Origin of the sequence: Thalassomonas sp. M1454, from assembly GCF_007097525.1 — a bacterium.
Lineage (GTDB): Bacteria > Pseudomonadota > Gammaproteobacteria > Enterobacterales > Alteromonadaceae > Thalassotalea_A.
This window is the reverse complement of sequence record NZ_VKDD01000004.1, coordinates 111911-128828: the sequence shown is the minus strand read 5'-3', so window position 1 is coordinate 128828 and position 16918 is coordinate 111911. Positions and strand designations below refer to the sequence as shown.

The following is a 16918-nucleotide window of genomic DNA, read 5'->3' as shown; positions in this document are numbered from 1 at the left end:
TTTTAACAATTAATAAAAATTGAAAAGGAAATACCTATGTTGCATTTAGAACACCTTAATTTAGTGGTCAAAGATATTGAAACTACTCTACATTTTTATAAAGCTGCTTTTCCTCACTGGCAAGTGAGAGGCGAAGGCGATTCAGATTGGTATGGTCATCCAAGACACTGGCTACACTTTGGCGATGACTACCAGTACCTTACCTTTAATGATCAAGGTGAAGGACAAAACAGAGACTTAAAAGGGCATGATTTAGGGCTAGCTCATTTTGCCTATGTGACCGATGATATTGATAGTTTAACGGCAAGACTTGTTAATGCTGGTTATAAAATTTCTAGCGCAGGTGCAGTATCGCCCTACCGTAAAAATGTTTATTTTATTGACCCAAATGATTTTGAAGTTGAGTTTGTGCAGTATTTAACTGATGAGCCAAAGCTAAGAAATATTTATGAAGAATAAAAGTTGGAAGTTAAAACCAATAAGTAGCCTTTCGGCTACTTATGCATTTGAAGAAATAACTGAATTATTTTCTAGGCGTCTTTAATATCAGCAAACAAGTCGCGTTTATTAAAACCTGCAGTTAAAAAGCGCTTAAATGCTTTACCACCAGTTAACCAAGCAACTTTACTGCCCGATTTGTTTGCCGCAAGAATACCATCAACTAACCATGGTGTTACGGTTTCAACTTTATCGCCAAGGATGTTGAATATCTTCTTAGCTTTAGTCCATTCTGGTGAACTTGTATCGTAATCGCCAATAAGAAGGTCGGTAACAACAATACCAGGGCTCAAAGTGTTTACTTGTAGTTGCGTGTTTTTAACTTCTTTTTGTAATGATTTATTCAAGTAAGTAACTGCGCGCTTAGTGGCACCATAAGCCGCCATACCAGGCTGTGTTGCATCGTTACTGCCAAAGCCTTCCATATTCCATAATTGGCCATGGCCTTGTTCGGTCATGCCGCGTAAAGCAATATGGCTAGCTACTACAACACCACCTAAGTTAGTATTTACTATCGCTTGTAAATCGGCAGAGCTTTGCTGAGCTAATGGCATGCGCTTGATACTCATACCTGCATTATTAATCCAAATATCTACTTGCTTAAACTGACTTACGCTATGATCCCACAAAGCTTGTAAAGACTCAGCATTGGTAACATCAGAAGCGATACCCGTAACGTTATCATTACCATAACGCTGGGATAGCTCATTAACGACTTGTTCAACCTGTGTATCGGTGCGGCCTGTGATCACCACCTTACAGCCTTTATTTAAAAAATTTTCTGCCAAACCTTTGCCAATACCACGAGTACTACCAGTTATTACTACTGTTTTCATTAAATTCGCCTTTATTAACTTGTCAGTAAATCATTTAAAGTTTATTGTTATAACTTTAATACATTTAATGCAATATTGAAATAGGATTAATTTGTCGATGCAAAAATTTCTTCCTGGCACAGTTGGCCACACTCTAATGCAAATGCGTGGTATTTGGCATGACTCGATTGAATGTTTCGAGTTAGATGGCGCGCCATTAGATGACGATACTACAGCCGGTAGCGGTACACCTGGCTCTTCTCCATTCGATAATTTAGTTTATGTCGATTTTGACGGTGAGTTTTTAAAATTAACCAATGTGCATTTTCGTGGCCGCCCTTGCACAGCAAAAACATTTACCGGGCAATTAAAAGACGGTGTTTTAGTTTTCGACCCTCTTGGTGATGGCGCTTACGAAAATATAGGTATGAGTGGTGGTCCTGGGATTTTAACCTTTAACGCTCGTGACTTAAGCAAGGCAACCGATGTTTATATGGAGCCTGACTTTATTATTTTAACGGGTACCGGGCAACGCGTTCGTCACACTGTACTTTACCGCGATGGTAAAGCAACACGAACACTAACCGCCCACGGTATTCGTTTATCGCCATCGTGTGATAAGCGTCATGAACTTGACCCAAGAGGCACAGACGGCCCGGTACATGAACAACCATTTAGAGCGTCGATTTGGCAGCACTTGGTTGAATAGTTTTAGTTAATTATATAAACAAAAACGGACAACTTTTGCTATTAAGCAGGGTTGTCCGTTTTCTTTTAGGTATGTTTAATATTATTATTTTTTAGAGAATAAACGACTGAAAAATCCTGGTTTTTTCTCACCGTCATTATCACTACCAAAGTTCATGTATTTACGTGTTCCGGCTTTATCCATTTGTTCATTAACTACCGCTAAGGTAACTATTTTGTAGTCATTTTCTTCGGCAAAATCTTCAACATTACCAACAGCAAAGCCGCGAACGAATTTAGGCGCTTTACAGATTAACTGCATTGCCTCTTCGTCCCAATCCATACTGGTTTTTAAGCCATATTTTTTGGCCAAAGCTACGTTGTCTTCAACTTTGCTATCACTACTTTCCGATGCTGCTTCACGCGCCTTAGCTCGTTCTTCTTTGGCACGCTTTTTAGCCCAGTATTCTGAATGCTCTGGTTTAGTTGCCTCAAATATACCTTTTACATCAGGACGTGCGCCTAAGATATCAATTAGGTTATCGGCATACTCAATTGGGATAATAACAAACAATTCTTCAGGTTTAAGTTTATTGGCCATACGACCACCCATATCACCCGGAGTCATAACCACATTATTTTCAAACCAAGGGGTTGCGAATACATCAGTACAAAATGAATTACCTGCCGCAGTACTTGGCATTACACCATCTTTAACCGAGCGCGCAGCTGCAATTAATGCCGCTTCTTTTGGCGTACATATCACCACAATCCATTTAATATCCATGCCTTTTGGCACGTTATTAAGTGGTGCGGCACCAATGCCTTTAACTAAGCCAGAAGGCAGGCGGAATTTACCCGAGTTAACCGCTTTCGCCGCACTTTCTTCATAAGAAGGAATAAACTTATACAGGATCTCACCACTGCGCATTAAGTCGTTGCCTTCATCAAGGCCCATTAAATAAGTGCCATGAGAACAATCATTAAAGGTTTTATCAAAGTAAACACTTTTACCGTCATCCATGGCGTGTTTTAAAATACCGCACGGCTCAACTTTTACCCCTTCATAATCAGCGGGTATTTCATTTTCAAAAAAGGTTACTGCAACCGGGTTGCCTCTAACCTTACCTTTTAATACCTGGCAGATGCCTTCAATATTCGCCATTTTATGATCCTGTTTTTATAATTATTAGTTTAAGTTTGCCGCTTTTAAATATGGGTCTTGCTCTGGGTTTTCAGGTGCATAACCACCACAACGTGGCAGCCCCCAAAATATCGATGGTACTCGTCGTGCTGATAAGGTTTTGTCTTTACTCCATGGCGCCGGCATACGCATATTAATAGTACAACCAACTAATGCCAGTGTTTGTAAGGCAATAAAAATGACATGATTTTCATAAAAAGCAAAAAAGATTAAGCAAAAGGTAACATTTGGAATATGAGTTAATGGCACTTTCATTTTGATTGATTTAGGACTGTCATGCTCAGGTGAAATATAAATATCCCAATATAAATCCATTAATAATGCCTGCCACACACTGATACAAGCATAAGCAAATATCCACACTTGCCAAGTTGCCCAGTCAGGGCCAAGTATTAAACCAAGATGCCAAAACGACAAGAACATTTGCCCAAACGCAGTACCCCAAATTAAGCCAAAAACAATTTGCGGAAATAAATCGATTTTACGCTCAAAACGAATGGTATATCTGGCCCATATTCCCCAATAGGCAAACAATATAAAGGCAAATAAGGCCATTACCGAGGCTATCCATATTGGGTCATTGAGTTGTTGTTCAGTAAAAATTGGCGTAGTTAAAATGGCTTCCATGGTGCCGGTAGCCCATGAAACTAAATAGAAAAAACAAAAGAACATACCAGCTCGTAGCCATGCTGCCATAGGAATAAATTCGGTTACTTCTAACGCTTTGCTTTTTTTACTGGTGTATTTACTTATATAAGCTAGCCACATTAAAGCCATTAATATCGCTACAGTTGTTGCAATAATATCGAGTGTACTCATGCTACTTTCCACTTTTAATCTATAAATATAATATTTTTTATACGATAATTTTATTTTTTTAAACACAACACGATTGCACTTTTATTATGTTTAAACAATGCGTTAAGTCATTTTGTAAGCAATACATTTTGCATTAAAAACATATCAAAACTCGTTAATTAAAAAAATAACTGATCTTATTCATCTCCTCTTCCGTAAAAATTTAGGCTACTTAACTTCTTAAAGAGGAAATAATATGAACAGGGTTATAAAAGTTTTAGCACCATTAATAATGTTAACTACCATTGCAGCATGTGATGGCGATAGTAACAGCAGCAATAATGCTGAAGTTGTAAACGACACCGTAATGCCAACCACAATTGTTGACGCGGCAAGTGAAAACGGTAATTTCACTACTCTAGTTGCTGCACTGCAAGCAACAGGCCTTGATGCGGTGCTTGCCGATGCAGATGCATCATATACAGTTTTTGCACCTACAGATGCAGCGTTTGCTTTATTAGGCGATGACACAATTAACGCCTTACTCGATGACCCTGACACGCTTTCAGATATCCTGCTTTACCATGTATTAGCTGGCGAAGTTAATGCTGCAGCAGCAATTGCGAGTGCTGGCTCTACAGTACAAACAGCTAACGAAGATTTTATTGGATTGTCTCTTGATGGCGATTCGCTATTAGTTAACAACGTAACCGTAACAGCAACAGATATTATGACCGATAACGGTATTATTCATGTTATAGATGCTGTACTTATTCCGCCAGAAGATATGATGCAACCAACGGCCAATATTGTTGAAACAGCAGTGGCAGCAGGAAGCTTTACTACACTAGTTGCGGCACTACAAGCAACTGGCCTAGATGCAGTGTTAGCCGATGAAAGTGCAAGCTTTACTGTATTTGCTCCTACCGATGATGCATTTGCTTTAATTGGCTCTGAAACAATTAATACTCTATTGGCTAACACCGATGTTTTATCAAGTATTTTATTACAGCACGTTGTGGCTGGTCCTGGCGTTAACTCAATAACAGCCTATTCACTTAATGGTGCTATGGTTGAAACAGCATCGATGGCTAAAATTGAGCTAAAAGTAAATAGCCAAACTGACATGTTAACTTTTGGCGGTGCTAACATTGTAATGAAAGATATCTACACCACTAACGGTATTATCCATGTGATTGATGCGGTAATTGTTGGTGACGTTGAAGTTCCTGCGCCAGCAATGAGCATTGTTGATGTTGCTGTTGATAATGGTAGCTTTACAACCTTAGTTGCGGCATTACAAGCAACTGGCTTAGATACTGTTTTAGCTAATTTAGATGAAGACTACACAGTATTTGCACCAACAGACGCTGCCTTTGCTAAGTTACCTGAAGGTACGGTTGAAACTCTTTTAAACGATACTGAAGCATTATCTAATATCCTGCTTTACCACGTAGTACCTGGTAAAGTTATGGCTGACGGTGCTATTACTGTTGCTCAGTCTATGGACAATCAAGTAACTACGGCAAATAACAGCAATGTTGCCCTTTCATTTACCAACTCAATGTTATTTGTTAATGGCTCTAAAGTATCTGCGGCTGATGTTATGGCTGACAACGGTGTTATCCATGTAGTTGATACAGTAATTTTACCTCGAGAAATGAAAGGCGAACCTGATATGAGTATCGTTGAAGTAGCGTTAGCCGATGCAAACTTCTCTACTCTAGTAACTGCATTATCTGCTGCTGATTTAGTTGATACCCTTGCTAATGAAGATGCAACGTTTACTGTATTTGCACCAACAAATGCTGCTTTTGCTAAAATTGATGCAACCGCTTTAAATAATTTACTTGCCGATAAAGACGCATTAACAGCTGTATTATTACAACACGTTATTGCTGATGCCGAAGTTGATTCATTATCTGCCTACGCGGCTAATGGTAAAGACGTAACTACAGCTGGTGGCGCTATGATAAGTGTTGGTGTTGATGCTGAATCGGGTATGTTGACCTTTGGAGGTTCATTAGTAACCGTAACCGATATCTATACAACTAACGGCGTTATCCATGTAATTGATACAGTAGTAACTGACTAATTACGACAAACTCTATGAATTAATCAAAGCCTCACATTACGTGGGGCTTTTTTATTTTTAATAAAAAATATATTAAAAATAATCATCTATTATTGTTTTAGCTACGTATATTAAATTAGTCACTATTGTTATTTAAATTAAGGCCGTTAATGAACATCCCTATTTTTCCATTAAGCATTTATTTATTACCACAGGGGATAACTCGCTTACGTATCTTTGAACAACGCTATTTAAACATGGTTAAAAATGCCAACGACACCAAAGGCTTTGTTATAAGTTACTACCAAAACCTGCCTAATCAGCCAATTGAAAACCAAATAGCGCCTTGGGGCAGTTGGGTTGAAATAGTTAATTTTATGCAAGGTGATGACGGCATATTAATCATTGATGTGAAGTGCAAGTCCCTAGTTACGATAAAATCTACCTCGTTCAATGATGAACAACTTATGCTTGGCGAAGTTACAGTACAACCCCATTGGGCGGATAAGCAAGATCAATATGCAACTACTACCTTATCTCAGCAATTAGCCTTGCAGCTACAGCAAGTATTTAGTGACAACAAACCATTAGCCGACTTATATCAACAAGTATTTGTAGATGATGACCATTGGGTTTGTGCTCGTTGGTTAGAGCTATTGCCATTACCATTTGCTGACAAGTCACTGTTTAGTCAACAAGATAGCTTTAACCAAGCGCTCGATTGTATTAGCAACATACTTATTGAAGAAAAAGTATAAAACTAAAATAAAAAGTGATCTGTATACAAAACCCTTACGTATTTACCTACAGATAGTTAATTCTGGGTGCAATATATGCAACTAATTGAACAGCATGGGACTAATAATCCTGTTAAACAATTGCCAAGTCATCATAAACGTATTACAAATATGAACATGAATGATGATATAGACCATAAAGAATTGGCGGATTGGTTAACCGCAGTAGGGCAAGATCGTGATAAACAGGCATTTACTTGTTTATTTAAGTTTTTTTCACCGAAAATTTTACGTATCGCTGGCAGTAAATTTAATACGCAAAACATTGCCAATGAGATTGTGCAAGAAACCATGACCAATGTATGGCGTAAAGCACACTTATACAATGCTGATAAAGGTGCACCAACGACTTGGGTATATACAGTAATGAGAAACGTGAGTTTTGATTTACTGCGTAAAATCCAGTCTAAAAAAGAAGATACTCTCAGTGATGACATTTGGCCAACACTCGATGTAGCCGATGAAAGCGAAAATGAATTTGAAGATCATTTTGAAAGCCAAAAGGTATTGTCTTTACTCGATAGTTTGCCTGAAAAGCAACAGCAAGTTATTAAAGGCTTCTATCTAATGGAGATGTCGCAAGAGCAACTTGCGAAGCACCTTAACTTACCTCTTGGCACCGTAAAATCGAGACTTAGACTCGCGCTAAATAAATTAAAACAGCAAGTTGATCTGCAGTTAGGAGACAACCATGATTAAGCATCATCCAAAGACCGAATTATTAAACGCCCATGTAAATGGTCAATTACCAGCTTCTTTGTCTGCAGCTATAGCAATGCATAATGACTTGTGTCCGCAATGTGCTCAAGCAGTTAAACACATGACCGAGCAACAAGCGGAATTGTTATTTGAACATAATGACGCACCAGAGCTAGCAAACGATATTGATTTAAATGAAATTGATATCGAGCAAATGATTAGTGATATTACCAACGATGACTCGGTAGAATTATTAGCTGAAAATGTACCGGTAACTATTTCAGTTAAAGGCCAAGATTACAAAATACCTCGTGCTATACAACATATGCATATGGGTAAATGGCATAGCTTAGGCAAAATTACTCGCGCTAGAATGGAGCTTAATGAAGGTGATATTCACTCAAGTTTACTACAAATTGAACCTGGTGGAACTGTACCTGAACACACCCATAAAGGCTTCGAGCTAACATTATTGTTGCAAGGCTCATTTAGTGATGAAATGGGTACATATGTACCGGGTGATTTTATTATGCTTGATGGCGAGCACCAGCATACACCTGCAACAACAGAAGGGTGTTTATGCTTTACTGTAGCAGACGGTGCACAACATTTTACCCAAGGTATTAATAAACTACTTAACCCTATTGGTAGCTTTATTTACTAATAAAGTACCCTTTACTATTTAAAAAAGCTCAATTAAGTTTGAGCTTTTTTGATCTTAAACTTAAATTTTCTCGTAACTCTAGCAAACATCATTGATTAAATTGAGAGTTACTATGACTAAACCAATTACTATCGGTATCAGCGCCTGCTTAGTTGGGCAAAATGTACGATACGACTCGAGTGCAAAAACATCACATTTTTGTGTAGAGGAACTTGGTAATCATGTGCAATACCGAGCGTTTTGCCCAGAAGTAGCAATTGGTTTACCCGTACCTAGACCAACTATTCGTCAAATTAAAAAAGATGACTTAATTGTAGTTTCTAGACCTGATGGTACTGGCGATGTAACTCAAGCATTAAGCGAGTATGGCAAACGAGTTGCCAAGATTGCTGAAAAGTTTAGTGGTTATATTTTTTGTGCCAAAAGCCCAAGCTGCGGTATGGAAAGAGTTAAAGTTTATAGTGCTGATGGCAAAGGGGCTACGTCAGATGGTATCGGCACTTTCGCCAAAGAAGTGATGAAAGCTAATCCTTTACTGCCTTGTGAAGAGAATGGCCGCTTAAACGATCAGGTGATCAGAGAAAACTTTGTTGCCCGAGTGTTTGCTTATCGAAACTGGCAACAACTGGAAGCTTCAGGGATCACTAAACATAAGTTAATGACATTCCACAGCCGCTACAAATATACAGTAATGAGCCATGACTTAGTCGCTTATAAAGCATTAGGGCAATTACTTGCTCGCGCCGATTTAGCCCTTGAGGATATGGCCAAGCAATACATTACAGGTTTGATGAACGCTTTAAAAATTAAAGCGACACGAAAAAAGCATGCTAATACCTTACAACATATTCAAGGTTATTTTTCACGTAATTTATCAACACTTGAGAAGCAAGAATTGTGCACTCAAATTGAAGATTATCGCCAAGGTTTAGTGCCATTAGTTGTACCTTTAACGCTAATCAAACACTATCTACTTGCTTTCCCTAAACAGTATTTAAAACAGCAAAGTTATTTAGACCCTTACCCAGCGCAACTTAAACTACGTTACGGTTATTAATGAAAGGAATATAAAAAATGCTTTGGTTTCGTAACGATTTACGGGTACATGACAACCCAGCCGTTGACTATGCACTAAACCAAGGCGTTAAACAGGCGATATATTTAGCAACGCCTAAACAATGGCAATTACATAATCAAGCGGAAATCAAAACCGACTTTATTTTAAGGCACGTGCAACTTCTAAGTGAGCAATTATTAGCCTTAGGTATTTGTTTAAAAGTAGTCGATGTTGATGATTTTAAAGGACAAATCGATTACTTAAGCAAGCATGCTATAGCAACTAACACTAAAGTAATTGCTAATTACGAAATTGAACTAAATGAACGCAATCGAGATGAAAAGCTAATTCAACTTGGCTGTGATTTATCATTATTTTGCGCTGATGTCATTGTGCCACACGGCAAAGTAAGCAACCTTAGCGGTGAAATGTATAAAGTATTCACCCCCTTTAAAAAAGCTTGGCTAAATTATGTTAGAGATAATGGTTTTAATTATATTTACCGCTACCCTGCTACTGAAACAGAAAATCCCAATAGCGAGCAATTTAATACTTGCTCACAGCAATTAGACCAAATAACAAAAAGACTTAATACCAAAAGCTCTAATCAGTGGCCGTTAATTGATACTATTGAGGCTAATGTAATTGGCACATTTTTAAGTGATAAAATGTCCGATTACCACCTACACCGTGACATACCTGGAATCAAAGGCACCTCTGGCCTTTCCCCATACTTAGCCATTGGAGCACTTAGCCCGCGTTATTTGCTTATGCTCATTATGCAACGCTTTCCAGATATATTAATTAGCAACGACTCGCCACAATTTACCTGGTTAAACGAGTTAATTTGGCGAGAATTCTACCGTCATCTTCTCTGGCATTTTCCTAAATTAGCTAAAGGTGAAAATTTCAGAGAAAAATACAATAACTTGCCTTGGCCTAATAACCACAAATTATTGCAGGCTTGGCAGCAAGGAAGAACCGGTTACCCAATTGTTGATGCCGCCATGAGACAATTAAATACTACGGGATGGATGCATAACCGTTTACGTATGATTGTTGCTAGCTTTTTAACTAAACACTTACTCATTGATTGGCGCTTAGGTGAAAAATATTTTAGTGAACAATTAATCGATAGCGACTTAGCCGCAAATAATGGCGGCTGGCAGTGGTCGGCAGGCACAGGCTGTGATGCTCAGCCGTATTTTCGAGTATTTAATCCTATCAGCCAGAGCAAAAAATTTGATCCCGACGCAGAATTTATCCGTAAGTATTTACCAGAGCTAAGGCAAGTGCCATTAAAACATATTCACTTTCCTCATCAATATTTAGCCGAGAACAACTTAGGCTACTATTGGCCAGCAGTTGTTGAACATAAGTCAGCTAGGTTGGCAGCTCTAGAATTTTATAAAGCGAACAGTTGATAATTGCCTAAAAGTCCAATAATTAACACTTCATTAAATAGATTAAATAATATAAATTAATTACTTACAGAGAAAGTTATGGAAAATACTGTGGCCACAAACCAAAGTGAAGCAACCAATGTAAATGATATTATGTTTGCTAGCCAAACCAACACACCTATTTGGCTGAGTAACTTTATCAATATATATCAGCAGCTTAATACCGAGAACTTAGACTTATTAAACGATATTTATCATCAAGATATTGAGTTTGCCGATCCCATGCATAAAATTGTTGGCTTAGACAATTTACATCAGTACTTTACTAACCTTTATACCAACTTAACCAGCTGTCATTTTATTATTAATGAAACCCTTTGCGAAGGTGACTCTGCTGCTATTTACTGGACCATGGAGTTCTCACATAAGCAGCTTAATAAAGGTAAACCAGTAACGGTTGAAGGCCATTCCTATATCAAAGGTAGCCAGAACAAAGTCAATTTCCATCGTGATTATGTCGATGTTGGCGCTATGCTGTATGAGCATATTCCTGTTGTTGGTAAAATAATTAAAGCGATAAAAACAAGAGCAGCTAAATGAGTAAGATACTAATTACTGGAGCCACATCAGGCATTGGTGAAGCTTTAGTACATAAGTACTTAAAGCAAGGACATAATGTTATTGCTTGTGGGCGAAATACTGAAAAACTTGCCCAGTTAACTAACCATGCCAATAGTAGCCAGTTATCTACACTAGCATTTGATATAACCAATACCGATGATACTGAGCAAGCCATTGCCCAAGTAGAACAGGTCGATATCATTATTTTAAATGCAGGTGATTGCCAATATATTGATGATGCAATTGGCTTTGATAACAAGCTATTCCAACACATTATTAACACCAACTTAATTGCTATCGGCCATTTATTACATTTTCTATTACCGAAAGTATCTAAACATGGACAAGTGGTATTAGTTAGCTCAAGCGTGACCATTGTGCCATTACCTAGAGCTGAAGCTTATGGCGCATCAAAAGCTGGTCTGGATTATTTGGCCAACTCACTACGTATTGATTTAGCCAAAAACAATATTGGCGTAACTTTAGTTCATCCAGGTTTTGTGGCAACGCCACTAACCGACAAAAACACGTTCGATATGCCATTTAAAATTACCAGTGAGGACGCGGCCAAACGTATTTACGCAGGCGTAGCAGCAAGAAAATCATACCTGCATTTTCCTAAACGTTTCACCTATTTATTAAAACTAATTGCGATGTTACCAAATCCTCTTTGGCAGAGATTGGTAGCTAGGAGTATTCGCTAATGAAAAATATTGCCATTATTGGATCTGGGATATCAGGTTTAACTTCAGCCTATTTGTTAAGTCAAAAACACAAGGTAACGGTTTTTGAAAAAAACGATTATATCGGCGGCCATACCGCTACAGTTGATGTTGAATTAAATAATAAAAACTATGTAGTCGATACTGGTTTTATTGTTTTTAACAATAAAACCTATCCTAATTTTCTTAAGTTACTTAAAAATATTGGCATAGGTAAGCAAGAAAGTGAAATGAGCTTTGCTGTACATAACTGCCAAACAGGGCTTGAGTATAACGGTAATAATCTTGATACCTTATTTGTGCAAAGACGTAACCTATTTAGACCTAAGTTTTGGCAGCTGATCTTGCAAATACTTAAATTTAATAAGCTTTGTAAACAAGCCTACAATGATGCAGAGTTTAATGATGAACAAACCTTAGGTGATTTTTTAGATGCTAATGGCTTTAATGAGTTTTTTGCTAACCATTATATTTTGCCAATGGGCGCAGCTATTTGGTCAAGTTCGTTAGAACAAATGCAAAGCTTCCAGTTTAAGTTTTTTGTGCAGTTTTTTAATAATCACGGCTTATTAAATATTTCAGACAGGCCACAATGGTATGTTATTCCTAATGGCTCACGCTCATATATTACGCCAATGATTAAAAACTTTGCCGACAACATTGAATTAAATTCTGAAATTAGCAAAGTAACTCGCGAAAATGAGCAAGTGCAAATACACTTTAGTAATGGTGATGTACGAGTATTTGATGAAGTTGTGTTTGCCTGTCATTCAGACCAAGCGTTGGCTTTACTTGCTGACACTAGCCATGACGAGCAACAAATTTTAGGCGCAATGCAATATAAGCCTAATGATGTGGTTTTGCATACCGATACGAGCTTATTACCTAAGCGCAGAAAAACGTGGGCCAGTTGGAATTACCAACTCAGTGATAACCGCACAAAACCGGCAAGTGTTACTTACAATATGAATATCTTACAAAGCTTAAACAGTGACACCACATTTTGTGTGACTTTAAATCAAAATGAAGATATTGATGAGTCTAAAATTTTACGTAAATTTGTTTACCATCATCCGGTATTTAATGTTCAGAGTTTAAACGCGCAACAACAACGTCAAAAAATTTGTGGACAAAATCACACCCATTTTACTGGCGCTTACTGGTATAACGGTTTTCATGAAGATGGCGTGCGCAGTGCAGTTGATGTTGGCGCCAAATTTGGTTGTGAGTTATAAACATGGTAGCTAATGAGTTAACTATTCAAAGTCGCATTTATCGTGGTCAAGTTAGGCATCGCCGCTTTGCCCCGAAAGCGCATCATTTTAGTTACTCTCTATATATGCTGTGCTTGGATGTTAAAGAAGTGATGGCTGATAAGTTGCCAGGGCCTATATTTGGCAAGCGCTGGTATAACCCTATTCGCTTTGTTGAGCAAGATTACTTAAATGGTGAAGATGGCGATTTACTCAGCCGCATTCAAAATAAAGTAAAACAACTTGGCGGCGACTACAGCGGTGATAACATTTCGATGTTAGTACAAGCTCGATGCTTTGGCATTTACTTTAGTCCAGCAAACTTCTACTTTTGTTATAACACTGACTCAAACAAGCAGCAACAATGCGCTTATATGCTAGCGGAAGTAAGCAATACACCATGGAATCAATGTCATTACTATTTAGTCGACTTACAAGGCAGCAAAGTAACCGAAAAAGAGTTTCATGTGTCGCCTTTTATGGATTTAAATATGCAATATCATTGGACCGTTAAGCCGCCATTACAAGCCAAAGACGAACTGTTAGTGCACATTGAAAATCAACGTCAACAAATGGCAGATGATAACAAAAAAAATAAATTGTTTGATGCTACCTTAGCATTAAAACAGCACAGTTTTAGTAAGCAAGCAATGCTTAATATTTGGTTAGCGCTACCACTAATGACATTAAAAATTGTATCTGGGATTTATTGGCAAGCACTAAAGCTATTTATTAAAAAAGTGCCCTTTATTTCTTATCAAACTAAAAAAAATTAAAAAACAGATCCTAATTATTAAAATTCGCGTTAAATAAATAGGGTCAAAAATACTGGAGAGATACGTGGAAAGCACAGTAGATTATTCACAACAAAAAATAACATGGCTAAATAGCCGATGTCGTCAGTTAGTTTTTGCATTATTAAATCGTATCGAAGAAGGTGCGTTAGAAATTGTTGAAGGTGAAAATACTTATAGCTTTGGCAACATCGAGCATAGTAATAACGTTCAGCTACAAGGCAAAATGGTCATCAACGATGCGACCGCTTATATCGATTTCGTTCGTGGTGGCAGCATAGGTGTAGCACAAGCATTTATTGACGATAAATGGAGCACACCTGATTTAACTACCATTATTAGAATATTTGCCAAAGCGCAAAAACTTACCGATCAACTTGAACAAAAAATGGCGTGGATTAATAAATTAAAATATAAATTATTTCACCGTCGAAATCACAATAGTAAAGCGGGCTCTAAAAAGAATATTCTTGCCCATTATGATTTAGGTAACGAGCTTTATACCCGCTTTCTTGATAAAGAAATGATGTATTCCGCGGCAATTTATCCAAATAGTGATGCAAGTTTAGAGCAAGCTCAACTGCACAAGTTAGAAATGATTTGCCAACGCTTACAACTGCAAGAAAGCGATCATATTCTTGAAATTGGTACTGGTTGGGGTGGCTTAGCGATTTATGCGGCTTCTCACTACGGCTGTAAAGTAACCACCACTACTATTTCAGATGCTCAGCACGAATATGCCGAGCAAAGGGTTAAAGAGCTTAACCTTGAAGATAAAATCACTTTGTTAAAAGAAGATTACCGCAATCTAACAGGACAATACGATAAAGTTGTTTCCATTGAAATGATTGAAGCCGTAGGCCATGAATACATGCAAAGCTTCTTTCAACAATGTAATGACCGCTTAAAACCTGGTGGCCGTTTATTAATTCAAGCCATCACCATTGCTGACCAACGTTTTGAGCACTACCTGCATAATGTCGACTTTATTCAGCGCTATATTTTCCCTGGTGGATTTTTACCGTCAATCAACTTAATGACTAATATGCTGACCAAGGAAACTAGCTGCGTATTAGAAGAGCTGCACGACATTGGTTTAGATTACGCCCGCACACTGGCCGATTGGCGCACGCGTTTTTTACAATCGTTTAATCAATTAACCGAGTTTGGTTACGACCAACGCTTTAAACGTTTATGGTTATATTACTTAGGTTACTGTGAAGGTGCTTTCTTAGAACGCGCAACTAGTACGGTGCACTTTGTTGCCAGAAAAGCTCAGTAAGTTTTTGTTTGAAGGTACAATAAAAAGTACTTAACAGGCTCTGCAATACTGGAGGGGTCCAGTATCTCGCTTTGGCTCGCAGGGGATGACGGAGTAATTTTTCTACTTATGTAACTTTTTCTAATTATGTAATAGAGACAACGTCTTCCCATTATGCTTTTGGATGGGATCTCTTCACATTTTAATTTTATAAAAACGATTAATTAAACACTCAATAATAAAAAGCCACTTCATTATGAAGTGGCTTTGTTTTTTGTAAAGTGCCTCTTAATATTAAACTAAGAAGCTATCTTTTGAATTAGCTGATTCAGTCGTTAAGTTATCAACATCCTGCTCAAATTCATTCTTAGTAGCCGCTTTCTTAATTGGTGCAACCGTTGGCATTTTCTCAAATACCCAGCCTTCACCAGCTTCTTCAGCTTCACGACGACCAGGTGAGGCAATTGTTAATACTTGCTTACCGTGGTGCGCATCGCGTGCTGCCATGTCAATCTGCCAGCCTTTTTCTTCTACTAGCTTACGACGAGCCATACGGAATGTACTCATGAATTTATCTGATTTAACTGATACTTCATTGGCTAGTGTTTCAGGTAAGTAGTAAGGCTGTGAAGCTTCTACAATAGTTGCATCTTCTTCTAAAATGGTTGCCAAACGCTTCATTGAGCCTTTATCAAATATTTTTTGTTTGAAGAAGGTTCTGAACTGCCATGCAAAGGTACGAGTAGTGTTTTCATCAACTGGTGTGTTGGCATCAAACATAACAATTTGCCAACCTGGACGTAAGTCAATTTGAATACGAACAATCATTCCCGGTAAATGCCACTCTGGGTGCACACGAGTTTCTTGCTTATCCTTACGGATAAAGTTACGCCAGCCTAAGAAGCCACCTTTTAATTGTGGTGGAAACATCACGTTGGTTGAGCGAGCCCACCATTCATGCTTTTCTACTTCATCAATATAGTTATCTTCAGCGGTGCTTGGGTAACCAAAAACAGGGTGTACAAATGATGCATGCGCGATATCAATACCGTTTTCAACAACACGAGATGCTTCTGCTTTCCATGTGAATTCGGTTTTTAAGCCTTTCCATTTTTCCGTACCGTATTCAGGTAATGGAGGAATTGGGTAGCGTTCTTCTTCTGGAAGGTCACCCATAAATACCCAGATCATGCCGTAGTGCTCTTCTACTGGGTAGGCGTCAAGCTTAAAGCGTGATGGTACTTTAAATTCTGGACCTTCTGATGGGATTTTTTTACATTTACCTGAACCATCGTATTCCCAACCATGGTATGGGCATACAACACAATCACGTTTTTCATTCACCCAACCGCCAGATAAAGAGCCACCGCGATGCATACATACATCTGCAACGGCCTTTACTTTGCCTTCAAGGTCTCTGAATAACACTAGGTTTTGGCCGAGTATTTTTGCTTTAACCGGTTTATCTTTAACTGCTTCAGACCATTCGGCCACGTACCATAGATTAGTTATCATCGTTTTAACTCCAAAACTGCATTTTTTCGTTCAATACTGCATATCTAAACAATAAG

17 protein-coding genes are annotated in these 16918 nt (G+C 38.1%); 13 read left to right on the top strand and 4 right to left on the bottom strand.

The window, feature by feature from the left end; genetic code table 11:
- Positions 1-36 precede the first annotated feature (36 nt).
- Positions 37-459 carry a VOC family protein gene (locus tag FNN08_RS10405; RefSeq protein WP_143585491.1) on the top strand — a complete coding sequence of 141 codons (423 nt, stop codon included), beginning with the start codon at positions 37-39 and terminating at the stop codon, positions 457-459.
- A gap of 71 nt (positions 460-530) precedes the next feature.
- On the opposite strand, the gene FNN08_RS10400 is transcribed toward FNN08_RS10405, so the two are convergent.
- Positions 531-1334: an SDR family NAD(P)-dependent oxidoreductase gene (locus FNN08_RS10400; protein ID WP_143585489.1), complete on the bottom strand. Its 804-nt coding sequence runs from the start codon at positions 1332-1334 to the stop codon at positions 531-533.
- Between the two features lie 97 nt (positions 1335-1431).
- Here FNN08_RS10400 and FNN08_RS10395 point away from each other — a divergent pair, with 97 nt between their 5' ends.
- Positions 1432-2022 (top strand): hypothetical protein, encoded by a 591-nt coding sequence (locus FNN08_RS10395; protein ID WP_143585487.1) that lies wholly within the window; start codon positions 1432-1434, stop codon positions 2020-2022.
- 84 nt (positions 2023-2106) lie between these two features.
- On the opposite strand, the gene FNN08_RS10390 is transcribed toward FNN08_RS10395, so the two are convergent.
- Together FNN08_RS10390 and FNN08_RS10385 are read right to left on the bottom strand one after the other, a co-directional pair.
- Positions 2107-3165, bottom strand: a complete 1059-nt coding sequence (locus FNN08_RS10390; protein ID WP_143585485.1) for a DUF169 domain-containing protein — start codon at positions 3163-3165, stop codon at positions 2107-2109.
- A gap of 24 nt (positions 3166-3189) precedes the next feature.
- Positions 3190-4023 (bottom strand): hypothetical protein, encoded by an 834-nt coding sequence (locus tag FNN08_RS10385; RefSeq protein ID WP_143585483.1) that lies wholly within the window; start codon positions 4021-4023, stop codon positions 3190-3192.
- Positions 4024-4258: 235 nt separating this feature from the next.
- Here FNN08_RS10385 and FNN08_RS10380 point away from each other — a divergent pair, with 235 nt between their 5' ends.
- The 11 genes from FNN08_RS10380 to FNN08_RS10330 all read left to right on the top strand — a co-directional run bounded on the left by FNN08_RS10380 (position 4259) and on the right by FNN08_RS10330 (position 15368).
- Positions 4259-6097, top strand: a complete 1839-nt coding sequence (locus tag FNN08_RS10380) for a fasciclin domain-containing protein (RefSeq protein ID WP_260679322.1) — start codon at positions 4259-4261, stop codon at positions 6095-6097.
- 149 nt (positions 6098-6246) lie between these two features.
- The gene (locus FNN08_RS10375; RefSeq protein ID WP_143585481.1) at positions 6247-6834 is read left to right on the top strand and encodes an LON peptidase substrate-binding domain-containing protein; all 588 of its coding nucleotides are present in this window, start codon (positions 6247-6249) and stop codon (positions 6832-6834) included.
- 75 nt (positions 6835-6909) lie between these two features.
- A complete protein-coding gene (locus FNN08_RS10370) occupies positions 6910-7572 on the top strand; it encodes a sigma-70 family RNA polymerase sigma factor (RefSeq protein WP_260679321.1) in 663 nt (220 codons plus the stop codon).
- Positions 7565-8236, top strand: coding sequence for a ChrR family anti-sigma-E factor (locus FNN08_RS10365; RefSeq protein ID WP_143585479.1), 672 nt, complete (start codon positions 7565-7567; stop codon positions 8234-8236). The genes FNN08_RS10370 and FNN08_RS10365 overlap by 8 nt, the downstream gene beginning before the upstream one ends.
- 112 nt (positions 8237-8348) lie before the next feature.
- On the top strand, positions 8349-9293 hold the full coding sequence (locus tag FNN08_RS10360) for a YbgA family protein (RefSeq protein WP_143585477.1): 945 nt from the start codon (positions 8349-8351) through the stop codon (positions 9291-9293).
- A gap of 17 nt (positions 9294-9310) precedes the next feature.
- Positions 9311-10717: a cryptochrome/photolyase family protein gene (locus FNN08_RS10355; RefSeq protein ID WP_143585475.1), complete on the top strand. Its 1407-nt coding sequence runs from the start codon at positions 9311-9313 to the stop codon at positions 10715-10717.
- Positions 10718-10795: 78 nt separating this feature from the next.
- Positions 10796-11296: a nuclear transport factor 2 family protein gene (locus tag FNN08_RS10350; protein ID WP_313904984.1), complete on the top strand. Its 501-nt coding sequence runs from the start codon at positions 10796-10798 to the stop codon at positions 11294-11296.
- Positions 11293-12021 carry an SDR family NAD(P)-dependent oxidoreductase gene (locus FNN08_RS10345; protein WP_143585473.1) on the top strand — a complete coding sequence of 243 codons (729 nt, stop codon included), beginning with the start codon at positions 11293-11295 and terminating at the stop codon, positions 12019-12021. Before FNN08_RS10350 ends, FNN08_RS10345 begins: the two co-directional genes overlap by 4 nt.
- Complete coding sequence (locus tag FNN08_RS10340; protein ID WP_143585471.1) at positions 12021-13274, top strand: NAD(P)/FAD-dependent oxidoreductase; 1254 nt, start codon at positions 12021-12023, stop codon at positions 13272-13274. Before FNN08_RS10345 ends, FNN08_RS10340 begins: the two co-directional genes overlap by 1 nt.
- Before the next feature lie 2 nt (positions 13275-13276).
- Positions 13277-14068: a DUF1365 domain-containing protein gene (locus FNN08_RS10335; RefSeq protein WP_143585469.1), complete on the top strand. Its 792-nt coding sequence runs from the start codon at positions 13277-13279 to the stop codon at positions 14066-14068.
- Between the two features lie 64 nt (positions 14069-14132).
- Entirely contained in the window at positions 14133-15368 is a 1236-nt protein-coding gene (locus tag FNN08_RS10330) for an SAM-dependent methyltransferase (RefSeq protein WP_260679320.1), read from the top strand.
- A gap of 273 nt (positions 15369-15641) precedes the next feature.
- Here FNN08_RS10330 and FNN08_RS10325 read toward each other — a convergent pair whose 3' ends face one another.
- Positions 15642-16862, bottom strand: coding sequence for an aromatic ring-hydroxylating oxygenase subunit alpha (locus FNN08_RS10325; protein WP_143585465.1), 1221 nt, complete (start codon positions 16860-16862; stop codon positions 15642-15644).
- Positions 16863-16918 lie beyond the last annotated feature (56 nt).